This window comes from Aurantiacibacter gangjinensis (genome assembly GCF_001886695.1).
GTDB lineage: Bacteria > Pseudomonadota > Alphaproteobacteria > Sphingomonadales > Sphingomonadaceae > Alteraurantiacibacter > Alteraurantiacibacter gangjinensis.
The window spans coordinates 1,528,454-1,548,781 of sequence record NZ_CP018097.1 but is presented as its reverse complement, the minus strand read 5'-3'; the positions used below and the strand labels follow the sequence as shown (position 1 = coordinate 1,548,781).

Genomic DNA, 20,328 nt, shown 5'->3' with positions numbered 1-20,328 from the left:
CTTGCGGCAATTAGCCGAGCAGTTCCTGCTCCAGCTTCTTGGCCATTTCTTCGATGTTTTCGGGCGGCCATCCGGGGATGTCCATGCCGAGGCGCAGGCCCATGGACGACAGCACTTCCTTGATCTCGTTCAGAGATTTGCGGCCGAAATTCGGGGTGCGCAGCATCTCGGCTTCGGTCTTCTGGACCAGGTCGCCGATATAGATGATGTTGTCGTTCTTGAGGCAGTTGGCCGAACGCACGCTGAGCTCCAGCTCGTCCACCTTCTTAAGAAGGTAGCGGTTGAGCTGGTTGGTGTCGCTTTCCTGCGGCTCTGCAGCAACGCCGATCATGGCGCTGGAGGGCTGCGGAATACCGTCCTCGAAGTGGACGAACAGCGTCAGCTGGTCCTGCAGGATGCGCGCGGCATAGGCGATGGCATCCTCGGGCGTGACGGTGCCATCGGTTTCGATGGTCAGGCTCAGCTTGTCGAAGTCCAGTTCCTGGCCAACGCGGGCATTCTCGACCTTGTAGCTCACCTGTTTGATAGGTGAAAACAGGCTGTCGACCGGGATCAGGCCGATCGGCGCATCTGCCGGACGGTTCTGCACGGCGGGCTGGTAGCCCTTACCGGTGTCGGCGGTCAGCTCCATGTTGAGCGTAGCGCCTTCGTCCAGATGGCAGATCACCAGATCCTTGTTCAGCACTTCGATATCGCCCGAAACGGCAATGTCGCCAGCTTTCACTTCGGCCGGGCCGGTGGCGGAAAGCTGCAGGCGCTTGGGGCCTTCGCCTTCCATCTTCAGCGCGATCTGCTTCACGTTGAGGACGATATCGGTCACATCCTCGCGCACGCCGGCGAGCGAGGAGAATTCGTGCAGCACGTTCTCGATCTTGATCGAGGTGATGGCGGCACCCTGCAGGCTCGCAAGCAGCACGCGGCGCAGCGCATTGCCCAGCGTCAGGCCGTAGCCGCGTTCCAGCGGTTCGGCGACGAAGGTGGCCTTGCGCTTCTTGTCAGCACCTTCCTTGATGTCGAGAGTGTTGGGCTTCTTCAGTTCCTGCCAGTTCTTCGTATTGACGGACATGGACTTCCCCTAAAGGTGTTTTCTGGCGCAAAGACCGCGATGCTCAGGATGAGCGCCGCGGCCGATGCGAATGACTTGGTGCGGAAGTTGCCTTCCGCGAAAGGCTTCGATCAGACGCGGCGACGCTTGGACGGCCGCACGCCGTTATGCGGGATCGGCGTCACATCGCGGATGCTGGTGATGGTGAAACCCACCGCCTGCAGCGCGCGAAGGGCGCTTTCGCGGCCCGAACCCGGACCCTTGATTTCCACTTCCAACGTGCGCACGCCGTGCTCGGCAGCCTTCTTGCCGGCATCGTCGGCGGCGACCTGGGCAGCATAGGGAGTCGACTTGCGGCTGCCCTTGAAGCCCATCATGCCGGCGCTGGACCAGCTGATCGCATTGCCCTGCGCATCGGTGATGGTGATCATCGTGTTGTTGAAGCTCGCATTGACGTGTGCCACGCCGCTGGAGATGTTCTTCTTGTCGCGGCGCCGTACCCGGCCTGGTTCGCGTGCCATGTTCTAAATTCCTCGTATCTCGTCAGAAGGAAAAAGCGTTCGGGGAAAAACCCGATGCTTACTTCTTCTTGCCGGCGATGGGCTTCGCCTTGCCCTTGCGGGTGCGGGCGTTGGTGTGGGTGCGCTGGCCGCGGACCGGCAGGCCCTTGCGGTGACGCAGGCCGCGATAGCAGGCCAGGTCCATCAGACGCTTGATGTTCATCGCCGTGTCGCGACGCAGATCGCCTTCCACGGTATAATCGGCATCGATCGTTTCACGGATCTGCAGGACTTCGGCGTCCGTCAGGTCTTGCACGCGGGTTGCGTGGTCGATGCCGATCTTGTCGGCGATCTTGCGCGCAGTGGTGGGACCGATACCGTGAATGTAGGTGAGCGCGACGATCACGCGCTTGTTTGTGGGGATGTTTACCCCGGCAATACGAGCCACTTAATTCTCCATGCTCCACAGGGACTTGGCCAATTCGCCAATGCGAAGAGCGGTCCCCATCTCATCGCTCAAAAAACATCCGCCCGCTAAAACGAAAAACGCCCGAGTGGCACAGGCCAAACGGGAAACTTCGCGTAAGTGGACGAATGAAAGGCGCAGATAGTGTGATTCGGCCGCGGCGTCAACCGCCCGGCGCGCATTATTACGGGCCAGCGACCATATCGCTGCCCGGACGGCTGATGCCGCTGACCGATCCTATAACAGGCAAGTTTGTGCCGGTCAAAAATCCGTCATCCGGCAGGCGCGTTTTCCACTACCTGCGCCTCGGGATCGCCTGTGGACAGCAGGGCGTGGAGGCGGCGAAGCTGTTCGGATTGAACGGCGTCGACGGCAGGCGCGATCTGCTCCAGCGGAAAGCGCGAATAGCCGCCCACGACATAGGTCCAGCTAACGCGCGTCCCGTCGTCGGTTTCCTCGAGCTCGATAGTCAGCGAACCGCCAAGCGCTTCGGTTTGCAGCGGGCCGAGCGCGCCGGAGAGGCGCAGCATCCGGTCCGGCGCGGCATAAACCACGCGCATGTGCTCGACCGATCCACCGCCTGGCAAAGCTTCGCAAAAGCATCCGCCCGCTTCGGCAGTCACGGAAAAATTGCCCGCATCGCCCGACCAGCTATGCGCGCCGTTCCACCAGCGCCCGGGCTCCACGAGTGCTTGCCAGACTTCGGAGGGAGCAGCCTCGATAACCACCTCGTCCTGCGTAACGAAGCCGCTTGCGTTGCTCTCCACCACCTCGGCACGCGCGGATGACGCTGCGGCCAGGGCAGATATTGCAGCGATTGCATATTTCATCAGGCACCCCTCCTTTCGGGAGGAGATAGCGTGAGGGTCAGGCCGACGCCAACACCTTCTCGATCGCCGATGTCACTTCGTCGATCGCAGCCATGCCATCCACGCGGTGCACGATGCCGCGCTCTTCATAGAAGGGAAGGATCGGCGCTGTCTTGGCGCGATATTCCTTCATGCGGGTGCGTACCGTTTCTTCGGTATCGTCGGCACGGCGCTTGAATTCGGTGGAGCCGCATTTGTCGCACACGCCTTCCGTCTCGGGCTGCTTGTGGCGATCGTGATAGCCCGCGCCGCAATTGGCGCAGGTGAAGCGGCCGGTAACGCGGTCGACCAGAGCTTCTTCATCCACCACCAGTTCGATCACGAAGGCCAGTGTCCGGTCATGTCCGGCGAGGATGTCGTCCAGTGCGCGAGCCTGGGCCTCGGTGCGCGGAAAACCGTCGAAGATCGCACCGACATCGTCACCCATGTCGGAAAGCTTCGCATCGATCATGGCGGACACGATTTCGTCCGACACCAGTTCGCCTGCATCCATCACCGCAGCTACCCGGCGGCCCAGCTCCGTATCGGCCTTACGCGTCTCGCGCAGCATGTCGCCGGTGGAAAGCTGGAGCATGCCGTGATGCTCCACCAGGAGGTTAGCTTGCGTGCCCTTGCCTGCGCCCGGAGGGCCGAGAAGGATGATGTTCATCGGTGTCGCCGTTCCCCGTTGGATAAGAGCGCGGACGCTAGCCTAGCGCATCCGCCCCTTCAACTTAGCCTTTTTGATGAGGTCACCATACTGGTGCGCCAGCAAATGCGACTGGATCTGGCTGATCGTATCCACAGTCACGTTCACCACGATCAGCAGGCTGGTACCGCCCAGCAGGATCGGCAGGCCGGCCTGCGCGATGAAGTATTCCGGGATCACACAGACCGCGGTCAGGTAGATCGCGCCGACCACGGTGATGCGGGTGAGCACGTAATCCAGATACTCCGCCGTGCGCTTGCCGGGACGGATGCCTGGGATGAAGCCGCCATTCTTCTTCAGATTGTCGGCGGTATCTTCCGGATTGAACACCACGGCGGTGTAGAAGAAGGCGAAGAACATGATGCCCAGGCCGTACAGCGCCATATATAGCGGCTGGCCGTGGGCGAGGTACTGGCTCAGCTGCTGGATAAAGCTGCCCGAACCCGTGCTGGTGTCGATCGAGTTGCCGGCGAACTGCACGATGGTGAGCGGCAGCAACAATAGCGAGCTGGCGAAGATCGGCGGGATCACGCCTGCGGTGTTCAGCTTCAGCGGCAAGTGCGAACGGTCGGCTTGCATCCCGCCGCGCTGCATGGCGCGCTTAGGATACTGGATCAGCAAGCGACGCTGGGCGCGCTCGAAGAAGCAGATGACGAGGATGAGGATCACCACCATCACCACTACCCCGCCGATCAGCACGCCGCTGATCGAACCGGTGCGACCACCTTCGAAGAGGTTGGCCGTGAAGGTCGGGAACTGGGCGACGATGCCCGCCATGATGATGAGCGATACGCCATTGCCGATACCGCGCGAGGTAATCTGCTCGCCCAGCCACAGCAGGAACATGGTGCCGCCAACCAGGTTGATGACGGCGACGACGCGGAACAGCATGCCAGGATCAACCACCACTGGCAGCGCGCTCTGGGCCGCGTAGGATTCAAGGCCGACGGCAAGGAAGTAGCCTTGGATCGCGCACAGGAATACCGTACCGTAACGGGTGTACTGGTTCAGCTTCTTGCGCCCTGCCTCACCCTCTTTCTTGAGAGCGATCAAGCTGGGATGCAGGGCTGCCGCCATCTGGATGACGATCGAGGCCGTGATATAGGGCATCACGCCGAGCGCAATGAGGCTCATGCGCTCAAGACTGCCGCCCGAGAATGTGTTGAAGAGGCCAATAATGCCTTCACCCAGGTTCTGGCTCTCATAAAGAGCGGCCAGCGCAGACGGGTTTACACCCGGAAGCGGTACGAAGCTGAGGAAGCGGAAGACGATCAGCGCACCGATGGTGAACATGATGCGCTGCTTGAGTTCAGTGGCCTTGCTGAAATTGGAGAAGCTCAGCGAACTTGCGATATTGTCGGCGCGCGATGCCATGATACGTGTGTAATCCTGGTATTGTCGCCGGTCCCTCCCGGCTCAGGAGAGCTAGATAGGGGCGCACGCGTCCGATGTCGAACCCGTGCGCCCCTTTTCTTGTTTTAACCGGCCTTTTTGGCCTTGTTCGCTTCGCGACGCTCGGCCTTCTTCTCGTGCTCGGGCTTGCCCTTGTCGATGATGTCGACCTTGCCGCCAGCCTTCTCGACCGCCGCAACCGCACCCTTGGAGGCGCCAGCGACGTTGAAGGTCAGCTTGGCGGTTAGATCGCCCTTGGCAAGCAGGCGAACGCCATCCTTGCCGCCGCGTGCCACGCCGGCAGCCTTCAGCGCCTCGTGATCGACGGTCTTCTTGGCGTCCAGCTTCTTGTTGTCGACCAGCTTCTGCACCTGGCCGATATTCACTTCGGCATAGTCCTTGCCGAAGGGATTGTTGAAGCCGCGCTTGGGAAGACGCATGTGAAGGGGCATCTGGCCGCCTTCGAAGCCCTTGATCGCTACGCCCGAACGGCTCTTTTGGCCCTTCTGGCCGCGACCGGCAGTCTTGCCCTTGCCCGAGCCGATGCCACGTCCGACACGAATACGCTCCTTGCGGGCGCCTTCATTGTCCTTGATTTCGTTAAGTTTCATAGTGTGCACTCGCTTTCGCTGTTTTCGCGCTGATAAAATGGAAGCGGCCCGCTATCGCAGCGGGCCACATCCGTCAATGAGACGATCGCGGCCCGATCAGTCCTCGACGATCTGCACCAGGTGCGGCACCTTGGCGACCGCGCCGCGCACTTCAGGAGTGTCCTGACGTACGACGACCTTGTGCATCTTGTTGAGACCAAGACCGATCAGGATCTTGCGCTGGCCTTCGGGACGGCGGATCGGCGAACCGATCTGCTTGATCTTGATGGTTTTCTTGTCAGCCATCTGGATTACTCCGCAATCGCTTCAGCATCGGCCTGGGCCTCTGCTTCGCTTGCGCCACCACGGCCGAGAAGGTCTGCAACCTTCTTGCCGCGACGCTGGGCAACCGACTTCGGCGAAGACTGGTTGACAAGCGCGTCAAACGTGGCGCGGATCATGTTGTAGGGGTTGGACGTGCCGATCGACTTGGTCACCACGTCGGAAACACCCAGGCTTTCGAAAACGGCACGCATCGGGCCACCGGCGATGATGCCCGTACCAGCCGGAGCCGAACGCACATTCACCTTGCCGGCGCCGAAGTGACCGCGACCGTCATGGTGCAGCGTGCGGCCTTCCTTCAGCGGCACGCGGATCATCTTCTTCTTGGCGGCAGCGGTTGCCTTGTTGATCGCCTCGGGCACTTCGCGGGCCTTGCCGTGGCCAAAGCCCACGCGGCCCTTGCCGTCACCCACCACGACCAGCGCGGCGAAACCGAAGCGCTTACCGCCCTTCACCACCTTGGCGACGCGGTTGATGTGGACGAGCTTTTCGATCAGCTCCTCGCCATCATCGTCACCGCCACGGCCACCGCGACGATCGTCACGTCCGCCACGGCCACGACCGCGGCCACCGCCGCGATTGTCGTCACGGCCACGTCCGCCGCCACGGCCGCCACGACCACGCGGCTGACCTTCGGCACCCTGCGCAGCGGACTGGTTTTCAGCCGCTTCGGTAGGGGCGGTGGTCGGCGTGGGGGTGGAACCCTCGACGTTCTGCTCGACCTGCTCGGCCGGCTTGGTTTCTTCGTTCTTGGTTTCGTCAGCCATCTTAGAACTCCAGCCCGCCTTCACGGGCGGCATCGGCCAGCGCTTTCACGCGACCATGGAACAGGAACCCGCCGCGATCGAACACGACAGTGGTCACGCCGGCCTTCTTGGCGGCGGCGGCAATATCCTTGCCGACCTGCGCGGCAGCCTCGACATTGGCGCCCGAACCCTTGCCGCCCAGCGTATTGGCTGCGGCGACGGTACGTCCGTCCTTGTCGTCGATGATCTGCGCGTAAATGTGCTGGCCGGTGCGGTGCACCGACAGACGCGGCTTGTCACCGGCACGCTTGCGCAGCGCGGTGCGCACACGGCGGCGGCGACGCTCGAAAAGAGAAAGCTTTGCCATCTTACTTCTTCTTCCCTTCCTTGCGGAAGATATACTCGCCGCGATACTTCACGCCCTTGCCCTTGTAGGGCTCGGGCTTGCGCCATTCGCGGACCTCGGCAGCGAACTGCCCGACCTTCTGCTTGTCGATGCCCGAAATCTCGACCGTGGTCTGGTCGGGCGTCTTGACTTCGAGACCTTCCGGCACATCGAGATCGATGTCGTGCGAGAAGCCGAGCTGAAGCTTCAGCTTCTTGCCCTGCGCCTGTGCACGGTAACCCACGCCGTTGATTTCCAGCACCTTGGTGAACCCTTCGGTGACACCGTCGACCAGGTTCTGCACCAGCGTGCGCTGCATGCCCCAGAACTGGCGGGCCTGCTTGGTCTTGTTGGTCGGGTTGACCTGGATTTCGCCGTCTTCGATCTTGTAGTCGATGAGGTCGAACATGCTCATCGTCAATTCACCCTTGGGGCCCTTGACGGTCAGCGTGCCGTTTTCGGTCTTGGCGGTCACTCCGCTGGGAAGCGCCACCGGCTTTTTGCCAATGCGGCTCATCAGAACACCTCCGCGAGCACTTCACCGCCGACGTTTTCGGTGCGGGCTTCGTTATCCGAAAGCACACCCTTGGGCGTCGAGACGATGGTGATGCCGAGGCCGTTGCGCACCATCGGGAGTTCCTTGGAACCCGAATAGACACGGCGGCCAGGCTTGGAGACACGGGCGACATGCTTGATCGCAGGTTCGCCTTCGAAATACTTCAGTTCGATCCGCAGTGCCGGATGCGCGCCCGAAGAGTCTTCGCTGTAGCCACGGATGTAGCCTTCGCGCTGGAGCACTTCGAGGACGTTTGCACGCAGCTTGGAAGCGGGCGACAGGACGGAGTCCTTCTTCGCCTGCTGGCCGTTGCGGATGCGGGTGAGCATATCACCCAGGGGATCGGTCATAGCCATTGTCTAATTCCTCACCAGCTCGACTTGGTCACGCCCGGGATCAGGCCTTTATTGGCCAGATCGCGGAGTTCGATGCGGTTAAGCCCGAACTTGCGATAGTAGCCGCGCGGGCGGCCGGTGGTGGTGCAGCGGTTGCGCACACGGGTGGGGTTCGCATTGCGGGGCAGCTCGGCCATTTTCAGGCGTGCCATGAGGCGCGCGGTTTCATCGAGCGACTCATCGTCGGCAACTGCCTTCAGCTTTGCGTATTTCGCAGCGTACTTCTTGACGAGCTGCTTGCGCCGCTCGTTCTTGTTTATGGAACTCAGTTTCGCCATTGGACTTAAGCTCTCCTACGCGGCCTCAGGCCGCTTCCTTTTCTTCTTCCGACTGCTGAGCCGGGAACGGGAAACCGAAGAGACGCAGCAGCTCGCGCGCTTCCTCGTCGGTCTTCGCGGTGGTGGTGACGATGATATCCATGCCGCGCACCTTCTCGATCTGGTCGTAGCTGATCTCCGGGAAGATGATCTGCTCCTTGATGCCCATGGCGTAATTGCCATTGCCATCGAAGCTCTTCGGATTCAGGCCACGGAAGTCGCGAATGCGGGGCATGGCGATCGTCACCAGGCGGTCGAGAAATTCGTACATGCGGTCACGGCGCAGGTTTACCTTGCAACCGATCGGCATACCGTCGCGCAGCTTGAACTGGGCGATGGATTTCTTTGCCTTGGTGATAACCGGCTTCTGGCCGGCAATCGCCTGCATTTCGTCGGCTGCGGTCTGAACCTTCTTCTTGTCCTGGCTCGCCTCGCCCACGCCCATGTTGAGCGTGATCTTGGCAAGCTTGGGAACCTGCATCGGGTTCTCGTAGCCGAACTTCTCGGTCATCGCCTTGACGATTTCTTGGTTATACTTCGTCTTCAGGCGGGGGGTATAATCAGCCATCGATGGTCTCCCCGGACTTGACGGCAACGCGCACCTTCTTCCCGTCCTTTTCCTCGAAACGGACGCGGGTGGGCTTGCCATCCTTGGGATCGGCAATCGCAACCTTGGCGATATGCAACGGAGCGGGAACGCGGTCGATGCCGCCCTGCGGGTTGGCCTGCGACGGCTTGCGATGACGGGTCATCACATTCACGCCTTCGACCAGGATCTTGCCTTCTTTCGGCATGACCTGCTGGACGGTGCCGGTCTGGCCCTTGTCCTTGCCCGAGAGCACCACGACGGTGTCGCCCTTCTTGATCTTAGCAGAAGCCATTACAGCACCTCCGGCGCGAGCGAGATGATCTTCATGAAGCCCTTGCCGCGCAGTTCACGCACGACGGGGCCGAAGATACGCGTGCCGATCGGCTCTTCGGTCTTGTTGACCAGAACCGCGGCATTGCTGTCGAAACGGATCACGGTGCCATCGGGACGGCGAACGTCCTTCTTGGTACGCACGATCACCGCACGGTGCACGTCGCCCTTTTTCACGCGGGCGCGCGGCTGGGCTTCCTTCACGGAAACCACGATCACGTCGCCGACGGACGCCGTACGACGCTTAGACCCGCCCAGCACCTTGATGCACTGGACGCGCTTCGCGCCGCTATTGTCCGCGACTTCGAGATTGGATTGCATCTGGATCATTGATCCGGTTCCTTCTCATTGGCTTGCCGGAACCAGTCCGGCAGTTCCTAAAGTCTTTCCCCGTCCGAAAACGGGATCGAATGGCTTACGCCTCTTCCGCTGCCTCTTCCTTGGCAGCATCGTCTGCCTTGGTGTCGGCCTTCTTGGCGGGCTTCGCCTTCTTCTCTTCCGGGGCACCGGTGGGCATGGCTTCGGCCACATCCAGATCGGCTTCCACCTCGGTGCCGCGCGAGGCGACGAGACGGTCCTTCACCGTCCAGGTCTTCGTCTTGGAGATCGGCTTCGTCTCCTCGATGCGGACCTTGTCGCCCACGACATATTCGTTGGCTTCATCATGCGCGTGATACTTCTTCGAGCGCTTGATGATCTTGCCGTAAAGCGGGTGCTTCACGCGGCGTTCGACCTTTACGGTCACAGTCTTGTCGGTCTTGTCGGAGGTGACGGTCCCGATCAGAATACGTTTCGGCATTGTCTACTCCTTACGCTTTCGCCGCTTCGCGGGCACGTTCGCCCTGAAGCGTCTTGATGCGCGCGATCTGACGACGGACTTCCTTCACGCGGGCGGCACCTTCCAGCTGGTTGGTGGCGGCCTGGAAACGAAGGTTGAACTGCTCTTTCTTGAGCATCGTCAGCGCTTCCGACAGCTGATCGTCGGTCTTGGTGCGCAGGTCTTCCATGTTGTTCTTATCGGCCATTACTTGGTGCCTCCCAGGTGCGAGGTGTCACCCAGACGGGCCACGACCTTGGTCTTGATCGGCAGCTTCATTGCAGCGCGGCTGAAGGCTTCGGCGGCCAGCGGACCGGGAACGCCGTCGAGCTCGAACAGGATACGGCCCGGCTTCACGCGAGCAGCCCAGAATTCGACGGAGCCCTTGCCCTTACCCTGACGCACTTCTGCAGGCTTCTTCGAAACCGGCACATCGGGAAAGATGCGGATCCAGAGACGACCCTGGCGCTTGATGTGGCGCGTGATCGCACGACGTGCCGCCTCGATCTGGCGCGCGGTCACGCGTTCCGGCTCGAGAGCCTTGAGGCCGTAAGACCCGAAATTCAGGTCCGTACCGCCCTTGGCGTTGCCATGGATCTTGCCCTTGAACGCCTTGCGGAACTTGGTTTTCTTCGGTTGCAGCATTGTCTTTTACCTGTCCTGCAATCAGCGCGCCGGGCGAACGCCGGATGTCTGGGATTCCAGCATCAAGCGGTCCTGCGCGGTCGGATCGTGGCCGAGGATCTCGCCCTTGAAGACCCACACCTTGATGCCGATGATGCCATAAGCGGTCAGTGCTTCGGCTTCGGCGTAGTCGATATTTGCACGCAGCGTGTGCAGCGGCACACGGCCTTCGCGATACTGTTCGACACGGGCGATCTCCGCACCGCCCAGACGGCCGCCACACATGATCTTGATGCCTTCGGCACCCAGACGCATGGCAGACTGCATGGCGCGCTTCATCGCACGACGGAAAGCGACGCGGCGGATGAGCTGGTCGGCAATGCCCTGAGCAACGAGTTTCGCATCGACTTCCGGCTTGCGGATCTCGACGATGTTCAGCTTCACTTCGCTGCTGGTCATCGTGCTCAGCTTGGTGCGCAGCTTTTCGATATCCGCGCCCTTCTTGCCGATGATGACACCGGGACGAGCCGCGTAGATCGAGATGCGGCACAGCTTGGCCGGACGCTCGATCACCACCTTCGAAATCGCGGCCTGGGGCAGCGTGTCGATGATGTATTTGCGGATCTCGATATCTTCCTTGAGCAGCTTGGCATATTCGCCGCCTTCGGCGTACCACCGGCTGTCCCAGGTGCGGTTGATCTGCAGGCGCAGACCGATCGGATTGCTCTTATGGCCCATCTTACGCCTCTTCTGCTTCGCGAACGACGATCCGCAGCCGGCTGAACGGCTTGAGGATACGCGTGGACTTGCCACGGCCGCGCGTTGCGAACCGCTTCATGGTGATCGACTTGCCAACGCTGGCCTCGGCGACAACGAGAGCGTCGACGTCGAGATCGTGGTTGTTCTCGGCATTGGCGATGGCGGAAGCGAGCACCTTTTGTGCATCCTTCGCCATGGCGCGCTTGGAGAAAGAGAGAATGTTCATCGCCTCTTCCGCCTTCTTGCCGCGGATCAGAGCGGCCACGAGGTTCAGCTTCTGCGCGGAGCCACGGATGGTGGTGCCGACAGCAAGCGCCTCGTTTTCCGCAACGCGGCGGGGAGCTTTTGCCTTGCTCATTATCGCTTACCCTTCTTGTCGGCAGCGTGGCCGGGGAAGCTGCGCGTGGGCGCAAATTCACCGAGCTTGTGGCCGACCATTTCCTCGTTGACCGAGACGGGCACGAATTTCTGCCCGTTATAGACGTTGAAGGTCAGGCCGACGAAATCGGGCAGGATCGTAGAACGGCGCGACCAGGTCTTGATCGGCTTGGTGTTGCTTGCTTCCTGCGCTTCCTGCGCCTTCTTCAGAAGGTGCAGGTCGACAAACGGACCTTTCCAGACCGAACGTGCCATGTGCCTTACCTCTTCTTCTTCGCGTGACGCGAACGGATGATCATCTTGTCCGTCTGCTTGTTCTTGCGGGTGCGGGCGCCCTTGGTCGGCTTGCCCCACGGAGTCACCGGATGACGGCCACCGCTGGTGCGGCCCTCACCACCACCGTGCGGGTGGTCGACCGGGTTCTTGGCGACACCGCGCGTCAGCGGCTTGATGCCCATGTGACGGCGACGACCGGCCTTGCCCAGGCTCTGGTTCTGGTTGTCGGGGTTCGACACCGCACCAACCGTACCCATGCAATCGGCGCGCAGGTAACGCTGTTCGCCGCTGTTCAGGCGCACGATCACCATGCCGCGGTCACGACCGACCAGCTGCACATAGGTGCCTGCCGAACGGGCGATCTGGCCGCCCTTGCCCGGCTTCATCTCCACATTGTGGCAGATGGTGCCGACCGGCATCTGACCCAGAAGCATGGCGTTGCCCGGCTTCGTGTCGACCTTCTCGCCGGCCACGACCTTGTCGCCGGGTGCGAGACGGTTGGGCGCGATGATGTAGGACAGCTCGCCGTCCTCATACTTGATCAGCGCGATGAAAGCGGTGCGGTTGGGATCGTATTCGATCCGCTCCACGGTCGCTTCCATGTCCCACTTGCGACGCTTGAAGTCGATGAAGCGGTACTTCTGCTTGTTACCGCCGCCCTTGCCGCGCGAGGTGACATGGCCCTTATTGTTGCGGCCGCCGGTCTTGGTCATGCCCTTGGACAGCGACTTGACCGGGCCACCCTTGTGGAGGCCGGTCTTGTCGACCAGGACGAGACCACGGCGAGCCGGGCTTGTCGGGTTGTATGTTTTCAATGCCATCGGATCAGCCCACGCCTTCGGTGATGTCGATCGGATCCTGGCCCTCTGCGAGGGTCACGATCGCCTTCTTGATGTCGTTGCGCTTGTAGGGCTTGCCCTTCCAGCGCTTCGTCTTGCCCTTGGACACGATGGTGTTGACGCTCTTCACCTTGCGGTCGAACAGCGCCTCGATCGCTTCCTTGATCTGCGGCTTGGTTGCGTCGCCCGCCACCTTGAAGACCACAGCGTTGTTCTCGGAGAGCAACGTCGCCTTCTCGGTGATGTGCGGCGCAAGGATCACGTCGTAGTGACGTGCATCAACTGCTTCTTTCTTAGCCATTGAAGCGCGCCTCCAGCTTTTCGACAGCGTCCTTGGTGAGGACCAGCGTGTCGTGGTTGAGGATGTCGTAGACATTGGCGCCGACAGCCGGCAGCACGTCCACACCCGGAATGTTGCGAGCGGCCTTGGCGAAACCATCGTCGACATTCTCGCCGCCGATCACCAGCACCTTGCCGTTCCAGCCATTCTTGTCGAAGTGGCCTTTCAGCGCCTTCGTCTTGGCATCCTTGAGCTCGAGGCTGTCGACGACAACGAGGCCGTCTTTCGCCTTGCTCGACAGGGCCATCTTCAGGCCGAGAGCGCGCACTTTCTTGTTGAGCGACTGCTCGAAATCACGCTTGCGGGCACCGTGGGCCTTACCGCCGCCGATGAAGATAGGGGCACCGCGATCGCCGTGGCGTGCATTGCCCGAACCCTTCTGGCGGCCCCACTTCTTGCCCGTGCGGTTCACGTCGGAACGTTCGCGCGTCGGACGGGCGGTGGCGCGGCGGTTTTCCAGCTGCCACGTGACCACGCGGTGCAGGATGTCTGCGCGCGGCTCGACACCGAAGACAGCGTCATCCAGCGTGACGTCGCCCGCGGCCCCAGACACCTTCGTGCCGTCGATTTTCTGGACCTTCACCTTCATGGCTTCAGCCTTCCTTGTTCTTGTCATTGGCTTCGGCAGGCGGCGTACCGCTTTCCGTGCCAGCACCGGCGTCCTGCTGCTGCGCAAGCTTTTCCTGCGTAGCGACGTCGACTTCGGGGTTCGTTTCGACAGCTGCATCCGCTTCGATCATGCCGGGGGTGGCATCTTCGGTTGCGGTTTCATCGGCGTTGCGACGCATGGCGCCGGGGAACGGCACGCCTTCGGGAAGCGGAACCTTGACCGCATCCTTCACCAGCAGCCAGCCATTCTTGGCACCCGGCACACTGCCGCGCACGAAGATCAGGCCGCGCTCCGCATCGGTGCGAACCACTTCGAGGTTCTGCTGCGTGCGCTGGCGATCACCCATGTGGCCGGCCATCTTCTTGTTCTTGAAGACCTTGCCCGGATCCTGGCGGTTACCCGTCGAACCATGCGAACGGTGCGAGATGGAAACGCCGTGCGTCGCGCGAAGACCGCCGAAGCCCCAGCGCTTCATGGCGCCTGCGAAGCCTTTACCCACGGTGTGACCCGTGATGTCGACCTTCTGGCCGGCGATGAAGTGGTCGGCCGTGATGGTTGCGCCAACGGGCAGCAGGCCATCTTCGCCATCGACGCGGAATTCCGCGACCTTCTTCTTCAGGCCGACTTCAGCCTTTGCAAAAGCTTCACGCTGCGGCTTGGCAACGTTCTTCTGCTTGGCTTCGCCAGCACCGAGCTGGACCGAGAAATAGCCGTCGCGATCGGCTGTACGGTTTCCGGTGACCTGGCACCCTTCCAGCGAAAGGACGGTCACGGGAACGTGACGTCCATCCTCCTGAAACAGGCGGGTCATCCCGACTTTCTTCGCGATCACGCCACTGCGCATGACCTAAACTCCTTACAGAGGCACAAGGGGACCATCCCCAGATGCTTGCCAGCCCGTCGATTTCGAAACGTCGCCCCGTCCGGGCTGATTGCTCGCGCAGCCACTTGGCCGTTTGAGCGAGACGGGGGACGCGGCCCGGAGAAGCTCCGGCGGTATCCCTATGTCTTGCCGTATCTTGCGATCCGGCGGGGCCATATGGAGCCCCGTAATTCTCTGGTCGTTTACCGTCCTACCAGAAGGACCGGTCGAAAGTTCTCTCGACCACCCCGGATCAAGTCCGGGGCTAACAGCAAGCTCGCTTAAGCGAGCTTGATCTCGACGTTCACGCCAGCAGCAAGGTCCAGCTTCATCAGAGCGTCGACCGTCTGCGCATTGGGCTGAACGATGTCCAGCAGGCGCTTATAGGTGCGAACCTCGAACTGCTCACGCGACTTCTTGTCGATGTGCGGTCCGCGGTTCACCGTGAACTTCTCGATGCGCGTCGGAAGCGGAATGGGACCACGAATAAGCGCGCCGGTACGGCGAGCCGTGTCTGCGATTTCACCCGTTGCCTGATCGAGCACGCGGTGATCAAAAGCCTTCAGGCGAATACGAATATTCTGTGCGTCCATGTTCCACTACCGATGCGAAAGAGCCAAGCGCGCCGTTTCCAACACGCCAAAAAACAAAAAGGCCCGCCCCGCTTTTGCCCGGTAACCCGGAACGGGCGGCCTTCTCTAAAATTCGATGTCGAGCGAGACGAATCCCGTTCGGTTCGGCGCGCGTATACGGGTGACAGGCCTATCTGGCAACCCCCGAATTGCGCCATTTCCGAATGCTGCGTTCCCTGCCCGCGACGAAGCGTGATCCGCGGAATGCAGCTCTCATAAAAAGGGCCCGACTCTCACGATGAGAGCCGGGCCACTTTTATCCGTAAACGCCGTGTGGCGACCACGGAACCCTTTGGGGGTTACTTGGTGATCTTGGAGACCACGCCCGAGCCGACCGTACGGCCACCTTCGCGGATGGCGAAGCGCAGGCCTTCGTCCATGGCGATCGGGGCGATCAGCTTGACGCCGATGGTCACGTTGTCGCCAGGCATAACCATTTCCGTGCCTTCGGGCAGGATCACTTCACCGGTCACGTCGGTCGTGCGGAAGTAGAACTGCGGACGGTAGTTGGCGAAGAACGGCGTGTGACGGCCACCTTCGTCCTTGGACAGGACGTAGACTTCGGCGCTGAACTCGGTGTGCGGGTTCACGGTGCCGGGCTTGGCCAGAACCTGGCCACGCTCCACATCGTCACGGCCCACACCGCGGATCAGGGCACCGATGTTGTCGCCAGCCTGACCGGAGTCGAGCAGCTTGCGGAACATTTCCACGCCGGTCACGGTCGTCTTGGTGGTGTCCTTGATGCCGACGATTTCGACTTCGTCGCCAACGTTCACGACACCGGTTTCGACACGGCCGGTCACAACCGTACCACGACCCGAGATCGAGAACACGTCTTCGATCGGCATCAGGAATGCCTGGTCCACCGGACGGTCGGGCTGCGGGATGTGCTCGTCGACGGCAGCCATCAGTTCCTTGATGGAGTTTTCGCCGATTTCCGGATCACGATCTTCAAGAGCGGCCAGAGCCGAACCCTTGATGATCGGAATGTTGTCGCCGTCGAAATCGTAGCTGGACAGCAGCTCGCGCACTTCCAGTTCGACCAGCTCGAGGATTTCCTCGTCGTCGACCTGATCGACCTTGTTCATGTACACGACCAGAGCCGGCACACCGACCTGACGGGCCAGCAGGATGTGCTCGCGCGTCTGCGGCATCGGGCCGTCAGCGGCGTTCACGACCAGGATAGCGCCGTCCATCTGAGCGGCACCGGTGATCATGTTCTTCACGTAGTCGGCGTGGCCCGGGCAATCGACGTGTGCATAGTGGCGCGCGTCGGTTTCGTATTCCACGTGAGCGGTCGAGATGGTGATGCCACGCTCGCGCTCTTCGGGAGCCTTGTCGATGTTTGCGAAATCAACGGCCGAGCCCATCACCTTGGTGATGGCTGCAGTCAGCGTGGTTTTGCCGTGGTCGACGTGACCGATGGTGCCGATGTTGCAGTGCGGCTTGTTCCGCTCGAATTTTTCCTTCGCCATTTTCTCAATAACCTCTGTTAGTCTGAATTGATTTTCACGGGGATGGAAGCGGCACCCGTTGAATCAGGCGCCGCCCCTAGCTGTATCGCTCGCCTTAGGCAAGCTTCTCCTTGACCTCTGCCGCCACGCTGGCCGGAACTTCGTCATAGTGGCTGAACTGCATCGTGTACTGGGCGCGGCCCTGGGTAAACGAGCGCAGTTCGTTGACGTATCCGAACATGTTGGCGAGCGGCACGTGGGCATCGACAACCTGCGCGTTGCCGCGACTGTCCGTGCCCTGGATCTGGCCGCGGCGGGAGTTCAGGTCGCCGATAACGTCGCCCATGAATTCCTCGGGCGTCACGACTTCCACCTTCATCACGGGTTCCAGCAACTTGATGCCGGCACGATCTGCCGCTTCGCGCATGGCGCCGCGACCGGTGATTTCGAAAGCCACCGTGCTGGAGTCGACGTCGTGGTAAGCGCCGTCGATCAGGCGGATGGTGAAATCGATGATCGGGAAGCCGACGAGGTAGCCGCTCTCGGCCTGCTCGCGGACGCCCTTCTCGACCGACGGGATGTATTCGCGCGGGATGTTACCGCCCTTGATCTCGTCTTCGAAAATGATGCCCTGACCACGTTCACCCGGGGTCATGACCATCTTGGCGCGGCCAAACTGGCCCGAACCACCCGACTGCTTCTTGTGGGTGTAATCGACCTCGACCTCGCGGCCCAGAGATTCGCGATAAGCCACCTGCGGCGCGCCGACATTGGCTTCCACCTTGAACTCGCGCTTCATGCGATCGACGAGAATGTCGAGGTGAAGCTCACCCATGCCCTTGATGATCGTCTGGCCACTCTCGTGATCGGTCGACACGCGGAAGGACGGATCCTCGGCAGCCAGGCGGTTGAGGGCGACGCCCATCTTTTCCTGGTCGGCCTTGGTCTTCGGCTCGACGGACAGTTCGATCACCGGATCGGGGAACTCCATACGCTCCAGAATGATCGGAGCGCTGGTGGCACACAGCGTGTCACCCGTGGTGGTTTCCTTCAGGCCGGCGATGGCGACGATGTCGCCAGCAAATGCTTCTTCAATGTCTTCACGATCATTGGAGTGCATCAGCAACATACGGCCGATCTTTTCCTTCTTTTCCTTCACCGAGTTCAGGACGCTGCCCTTGGTAAGGTGACCGGAATAGATGCGCGTGAAGGTGAGCGAGCCCACGAACGGATCGTTCATGACCTTGAAGGCAAGCGCGGCAAACGGCTCGTCATCCGAAGACGGCCGGGTCGCTTCCTTGGCTTCCTCGCCCGGGAGCACGCCCTTGATGGCATCCACGTCGAGCGGCGAAGGCATGTAGTCGATCACAGCGTCGAGCAAGGGCTGCACGCCCTTGTTCTTGAACGCAGAGCCACAGAGCACGGGGACGAAGCTCTGGTTCAGCGTACCTTTACGGATCAGCTTCTTCAGCGTGATCGCGTCGGGCTCTTCGCCTTCCAGATACGCTTCCATCACATCGTCGTCCTGCTCGACGGCAAGCTCGATCAGCTTTTCGCGATATTCGGCGGCTTCGTCGGCCATATCGTCGGGGATCGGGCCGAAGGTATATTCGGCGCCCAAGTCCTCGTTCTTCCAGGTGATCGCGCGCTGGTTCACCAGGTCCACCAGACCGGTCAGGTCGGACTCAAGGCCGATCGGCAGATACAGCACGGCAGGCGTTGCGCCGAGACGGTCGATGATCGACTGCACGCAGTACTTAAAATCGGCGCCGGTGCGGTCGAGCTTGTTGATGAAGCACATCCGGGGAACGTTGTACTTGTCGGCCTGGCGCCACACGGTTTCGGACTGCGGCTCAACGCCGGCGACGCCATCGAAACAGGCGACCGCGCCATCGAGCACGCGCAGCGAGCGTTCGACTTCGATGGTGAAGTCGACGTGGCCGGGGGTGTCGATGATGTTGATGCGGTGCTTGGGCGTGTTGGCGCGCAGTTCCTTGGGATCGCCCATGGGATCCATGTCCGGATCTTCCGGGTTCCAGAAACACGTGGTCGCAGCCGACGTGATGGTGATGCCGCGCTCCTGCTCCTGCTCCATCCAGTCCATCGTCGCGGCACCATCGTGCACTTCGCCGATCTTGTAGGATTTGCCGGTGTAATAGAGGATGCGCTCTGTAGTCGTGGTCTTGCCGGCATCGATGTGCGCCATGATGCCGATATTGCGATAACGCTCCAGCGGATATTCGCGGGCCATATCTAATTCCTTAAGGGTCTTGCGGGGCGAGTGTAATCGCGCCCCATGTAGTGACTATTGTGACGAGATGAAGACCAGGGCGACGACAGCGATCGCGCCGCCGATCCAAATCCCGGCGGAAGCCGTTTTCGCCCGCTCCTGCGGGCTGGCACCACGCCAGCCCGACCGGAAGCCGCGGCGAAACATCTCCCACCGCCCCATCGATCTTACCAGCGGTAATGGCTGAAAGCACGGTTCGCATCCGCCATGCGGTGCGTGTCTTCGCGCTTCTTGACGGCGTTGCCACGGTTGTTGGCAGCATCCATCAGCTCTGCCGAGAGACGCGCGCTCATGGTGGTTTCCGCACGGCCGCGCGCGGCACCGATCAGCCAGCGGATGGCGAGAGCCTGCGCACGCTCGGGGCGAACCTCGACCGGCACCTGGTAGGTGGCACCACCCACACGGCGCGAACGCACTTCGACCTGCGGCTTCACATTGTCGAGCGCTGCGTGGAACAGCTCGACCGGATTGGCCTTGGCCTTGGCTTCCACCGTTTCCAGCGCGCTGTAAACGATGCCTTCTGCAACGGCCTTCTTACCGTCGAGCATCAGGTTGTTCATGAACTTCGAAAGCACCTGATCACCAAACTTGGGATCGGGCAGGATCACCCGCTTCTCGGGACGACGACGACGACTCATTTCAGTGTCTCCTGTCGGACTTCTCCTTCCCGTCACCCTGAACTCGTTTCAGGGTCCATCGAGAACCTTGGAGCAGCCCTTTCAAATAATCTGCAAACTCTGGCCCACGCGGAGAAATGGATCCTGAACCACGCTCGCTTGTGGCGAGCTATTCAGGATGACCCATCCCCCGGATGGATCACTTGGGCCGCTTGGCGCCGTACTTCGAACGGGACTGCCTGCGGTCCTTCACGCCCTGCGTGTCGAGCACGCCGCGCAGCACGTGGTAGCGCACGCCGGGAAGGTCGCGCACACGGCCGCCGCGGATCAGCACCACGGAGTGTTCCTGCAGGTTGTGGCCTTCGCCCGGGATGTAGGCGATGATCTCGCGCTGGTTGGTCAGACGGATCTTCGCAACCTTGCGCAGGGCCGAGTTCGGCTTTTTCGGGGTCGTCGTGTAGACGCGGGTACATACACCACGCTTCTGCGGGCTCGACTGCATGGCGGCAGACTTGCTCTTCTTCACGATCGGCTTGCGCGGCTTGCGCACCAGCTGGTTGATAGTCGGCATTTGTTCTCACTTCACCGTGTTTGCGGGTTGGGACTGACCTCCAGACTTT

The 20,328-nt window shown here is 61.3% G+C and carries 30 protein-coding genes and 1 pseudogene; all 31 read right to left on the bottom strand.

The window, feature by feature from the left end; all coding sequences use genetic code 11:
* Positions 1-10: 10 nt before the first annotated feature.
* Entirely contained in the window at positions 11-1,066 is a 1,056-nt protein-coding gene (locus BMF35_RS07590; protein ID WP_047005431.1) for a DNA-directed RNA polymerase subunit alpha, read from the bottom strand.
* A 110-nt stretch (positions 1,067-1,176) separates the two neighbouring features.
* Positions 1,177-1,566 carry a 30S ribosomal protein S11 gene (gene rpsK, locus BMF35_RS07585; protein ID WP_047005430.1) on the bottom strand — a complete coding sequence of 130 codons (390 nt, stop codon included), beginning with the start codon at positions 1,564-1,566 and terminating at the stop codon, positions 1,177-1,179.
* 58 nt (positions 1,567-1,624) lie between these two features.
* On the bottom strand, positions 1,625-1,993 hold the full coding sequence (gene rpsM / locus BMF35_RS07580) for a 30S ribosomal protein S13 (protein WP_047005429.1): 369 nt from the start codon (positions 1,991-1,993) through the stop codon (positions 1,625-1,627).
* A 290-nt stretch (positions 1,994-2,283) separates the two neighbouring features.
* Entirely contained in the window at positions 2,284-2,841 is a 558-nt protein-coding gene (locus BMF35_RS07575; RefSeq protein WP_047005428.1) for an SRPBCC family protein, read from the bottom strand.
* Positions 2,842-2,878: 37 nt separating this feature from the next.
* Positions 2,879-3,529, bottom strand: a complete 651-nt coding sequence (locus tag BMF35_RS07570) for an adenylate kinase (RefSeq protein ID WP_047005427.1) — start codon at positions 3,527-3,529, stop codon at positions 2,879-2,881.
* Positions 3,530-3,571: 42 nt separating this feature from the next.
* Complete coding sequence (gene secY / locus BMF35_RS07565; protein WP_047005426.1) at positions 3,572-4,942, bottom strand: preprotein translocase subunit SecY; 1,371 nt, start codon at positions 4,940-4,942, stop codon at positions 3,572-3,574.
* A 104-nt stretch (positions 4,943-5,046) separates the two neighbouring features.
* Positions 5,047-5,571: a 50S ribosomal protein L15 gene (gene rplO / locus BMF35_RS07560; protein WP_047005425.1), complete on the bottom strand. Its 525-nt coding sequence runs from the start codon at positions 5,569-5,571 to the stop codon at positions 5,047-5,049.
* Positions 5,572-5,667: 96 nt separating this feature from the next.
* Positions 5,668-5,856, bottom strand: a complete 189-nt coding sequence (gene rpmD, locus BMF35_RS07555; RefSeq protein WP_047005424.1) for a 50S ribosomal protein L30 — start codon at positions 5,854-5,856, stop codon at positions 5,668-5,670.
* 5 nt (positions 5,857-5,861) lie between these two features.
* Positions 5,862-6,659 (bottom strand): 30S ribosomal protein S5, encoded by a 798-nt coding sequence (gene rpsE / locus BMF35_RS07550; protein WP_047005423.1) that lies wholly within the window; start codon positions 6,657-6,659, stop codon positions 5,862-5,864.
* 1 nt (position 6,660) lies between these two features.
* The gene (gene rplR / locus BMF35_RS07545; RefSeq protein ID WP_047005422.1) at positions 6,661-7,005 is read right to left on the bottom strand and encodes a 50S ribosomal protein L18; all 345 of its coding nucleotides are present in this window, start codon (positions 7,003-7,005) and stop codon (positions 6,661-6,663) included.
* A gap of 1 nt (position 7,006) precedes the next feature.
* Positions 7,007-7,540 (bottom strand): 50S ribosomal protein L6, encoded by a 534-nt coding sequence (gene rplF / locus BMF35_RS07540; RefSeq protein WP_047005421.1) that lies wholly within the window; start codon positions 7,538-7,540, stop codon positions 7,007-7,009.
* Positions 7,540-7,935, bottom strand: a complete 396-nt coding sequence (gene rpsH / locus BMF35_RS07535) for a 30S ribosomal protein S8 (RefSeq protein WP_047005420.1) — start codon at positions 7,933-7,935, stop codon at positions 7,540-7,542. Before rpsH ends, rplF begins: the two co-directional genes overlap by 1 nt.
* An 11-nt stretch (positions 7,936-7,946) precedes the next feature.
* Positions 7,947-8,252 carry a 30S ribosomal protein S14 gene (rpsN, locus tag BMF35_RS07530; RefSeq protein WP_047005419.1) on the bottom strand — a complete coding sequence of 102 codons (306 nt, stop codon included), beginning with the start codon at positions 8,250-8,252 and terminating at the stop codon, positions 7,947-7,949.
* Between the two features lie 25 nt (positions 8,253-8,277).
* The gene (rplE, locus tag BMF35_RS07525; protein ID WP_047005418.1) at positions 8,278-8,859 is read right to left on the bottom strand and encodes a 50S ribosomal protein L5; all 582 of its coding nucleotides are present in this window, start codon (positions 8,857-8,859) and stop codon (positions 8,278-8,280) included.
* The gene (rplX, locus tag BMF35_RS07520; protein WP_047005417.1) at positions 8,852-9,172 is read right to left on the bottom strand and encodes a 50S ribosomal protein L24; all 321 of its coding nucleotides are present in this window, start codon (positions 9,170-9,172) and stop codon (positions 8,852-8,854) included. The genes rplE and rplX overlap by 8 nt, the downstream gene beginning before the upstream one ends.
* Positions 9,172-9,540, bottom strand: a complete 369-nt coding sequence (gene rplN, locus BMF35_RS07515) for a 50S ribosomal protein L14 (protein WP_047005416.1) — start codon at positions 9,538-9,540, stop codon at positions 9,172-9,174. Before rplN ends, rplX begins: the two co-directional genes overlap by 1 nt.
* Positions 9,541-9,727: 187 nt before the next feature.
* Positions 9,728-10,009 (bottom strand): annotated as a pseudogene (gene rpsQ, locus BMF35_RS13870) (30S ribosomal protein S17); the annotation flags it as partial.
* Between the two features lie 10 nt (positions 10,010-10,019).
* The gene (rpmC, locus tag BMF35_RS07505) at positions 10,020-10,235 is read right to left on the bottom strand and encodes a 50S ribosomal protein L29 (protein WP_047005414.1); all 216 of its coding nucleotides are present in this window, start codon (positions 10,233-10,235) and stop codon (positions 10,020-10,022) included.
* On the bottom strand, positions 10,235-10,672 hold the full coding sequence (gene rplP, locus BMF35_RS07500; protein ID WP_047005413.1) for a 50S ribosomal protein L16: 438 nt from the start codon (positions 10,670-10,672) through the stop codon (positions 10,235-10,237). Before rplP ends, rpmC begins: the two co-directional genes overlap by 1 nt.
* A 21-nt stretch (positions 10,673-10,693) precedes the next feature.
* On the bottom strand, positions 10,694-11,389 hold the full coding sequence (rpsC, locus tag BMF35_RS07495; protein ID WP_047005412.1) for a 30S ribosomal protein S3: 696 nt from the start codon (positions 11,387-11,389) through the stop codon (positions 10,694-10,696).
* 1 nt (position 11,390) lies between these two features.
* Positions 11,391-11,768 carry a 50S ribosomal protein L22 gene (gene rplV, locus BMF35_RS07490; RefSeq protein ID WP_047005411.1) on the bottom strand — a complete coding sequence of 126 codons (378 nt, stop codon included), beginning with the start codon at positions 11,766-11,768 and terminating at the stop codon, positions 11,391-11,393.
* Positions 11,768-12,043, bottom strand: a complete 276-nt coding sequence (gene rpsS / locus BMF35_RS07485) for a 30S ribosomal protein S19 (protein WP_047005410.1) — start codon at positions 12,041-12,043, stop codon at positions 11,768-11,770. Before rpsS ends, rplV begins: the two co-directional genes overlap by 1 nt.
* A gap of 5 nt (positions 12,044-12,048) precedes the next feature.
* Positions 12,049-12,885 carry a 50S ribosomal protein L2 gene (gene rplB / locus BMF35_RS07480; protein ID WP_047005409.1) on the bottom strand — a complete coding sequence of 279 codons (837 nt, stop codon included), beginning with the start codon at positions 12,883-12,885 and terminating at the stop codon, positions 12,049-12,051.
* 4 nt (positions 12,886-12,889) lie between these two features.
* Positions 12,890-13,204, bottom strand: a complete 315-nt coding sequence (locus BMF35_RS07475) for a 50S ribosomal protein L23 (RefSeq protein WP_047005408.1) — start codon at positions 13,202-13,204, stop codon at positions 12,890-12,892.
* Positions 13,197-13,832: a 50S ribosomal protein L4 gene (rplD, locus tag BMF35_RS07470; RefSeq protein WP_047005407.1), complete on the bottom strand. Its 636-nt coding sequence runs from the start codon at positions 13,830-13,832 to the stop codon at positions 13,197-13,199. The genes BMF35_RS07475 and rplD overlap by 8 nt, the downstream gene beginning before the upstream one ends.
* A 4-nt stretch (positions 13,833-13,836) precedes the next feature.
* The gene (gene rplC / locus BMF35_RS07465; RefSeq protein ID WP_047005406.1) at positions 13,837-14,697 is read right to left on the bottom strand and encodes a 50S ribosomal protein L3; all 861 of its coding nucleotides are present in this window, start codon (positions 14,695-14,697) and stop codon (positions 13,837-13,839) included.
* Positions 14,698-14,996: 299 nt separating this feature from the next.
* Positions 14,997-15,308, bottom strand: a complete 312-nt coding sequence (gene rpsJ / locus BMF35_RS07460; RefSeq protein WP_010234663.1) for a 30S ribosomal protein S10 — start codon at positions 15,306-15,308, stop codon at positions 14,997-14,999.
* 338 nt (positions 15,309-15,646) lie between these two features.
* Positions 15,647-16,822 carry an elongation factor Tu gene (gene tuf, locus BMF35_RS07455; protein ID WP_047005405.1) on the bottom strand — a complete coding sequence of 392 codons (1,176 nt, stop codon included), beginning with the start codon at positions 16,820-16,822 and terminating at the stop codon, positions 15,647-15,649.
* 94 nt (positions 16,823-16,916) lie between these two features.
* Entirely contained in the window at positions 16,917-19,052 is a 2,136-nt protein-coding gene (gene fusA / locus BMF35_RS07450) for an elongation factor G (protein ID WP_047005404.1), read from the bottom strand.
* A 206-nt stretch (positions 19,053-19,258) separates the two neighbouring features.
* Complete coding sequence (rpsG, locus tag BMF35_RS07445) at positions 19,259-19,729, bottom strand: 30S ribosomal protein S7 (RefSeq protein WP_047005403.1); 471 nt, start codon at positions 19,727-19,729, stop codon at positions 19,259-19,261.
* A 178-nt stretch (positions 19,730-19,907) separates the two neighbouring features.
* On the bottom strand, positions 19,908-20,279 hold the full coding sequence (gene rpsL / locus BMF35_RS07440) for a 30S ribosomal protein S12 (RefSeq protein ID WP_047005402.1): 372 nt from the start codon (positions 20,277-20,279) through the stop codon (positions 19,908-19,910).
* Positions 20,280-20,328 lie beyond the last annotated feature (49 nt).